The organism is Corallococcus terminator (assembly GCF_003611635.1).
Lineage (GTDB): Bacteria > Myxococcota > Myxococcia > Myxococcales > Myxococcaceae > Corallococcus > Corallococcus terminator.
Window position 1 is genome coordinate 1 of sequence record NZ_RAVZ01000771.1, and the last position, 589, is coordinate 589.

The 589-nt window shown below is 71.6% G+C and carries 1 protein-coding gene; it reads left to right on the forward strand.

Translation table 11 applies throughout. From position 1 onward, the window contains the following. On the forward strand, positions 1-589 hold a 589-nt coding region (locus D7V88_RS42055; protein ID WP_147449180.1), incomplete at both ends, for an AMP-binding protein.

Consider the following 589-nt stretch of genomic DNA (forward strand, 5'->3'; position numbering starts at 1 on the left):
ACCTCCCGCTTCGACGTGAGCCTGTCGATGATGGCGCGCGAAGGCGGACTGGAAGGGACGCTCGAATACAGCCTGGACCTCTTCACCCCCACCACCGCCGCGAGGCTGGCGTCGCAGCTCCGCGTCCTGCTGGAGGCCGTGGCCCAGGACGCGACGGTGCCCGTCAGCCGTCTGCCACTGATGGACGCGGAAGAGCGCTCCTGGGTGCTGGTGGACTGGAACGCCTCGGCCACCGTGCCCTTCACGGAGGACACCCTTCCCCGCCTCTTCGAGTCCCACGCCCGCCGCGCGCCCGACGCCGTGGCGGTGGAGCACGAAGGCCGGACGCTCACGTATGGAGCGCTGGACGCGCGGGCCAACCAGCTCGCGCGCCACCTGCTGTCGCTGGGCCTGCGCCCGGAAGGCCGCGTGGGCCTGTGCCTGGAGCGCGGCCTGGACCTCGTCGTGGGCATGCTGGGCGTACTCAAGGCCGGCGGCTGCTACGTGCCGTTGGACCCGTCCTACCCGCAGCAGCGCCTGACGTTCATGTTCCAGGACGCGGGCCTGTCCGCGGTGGTGACGGAGCGCTCGCTGCTGCCGTCCTTGCTGG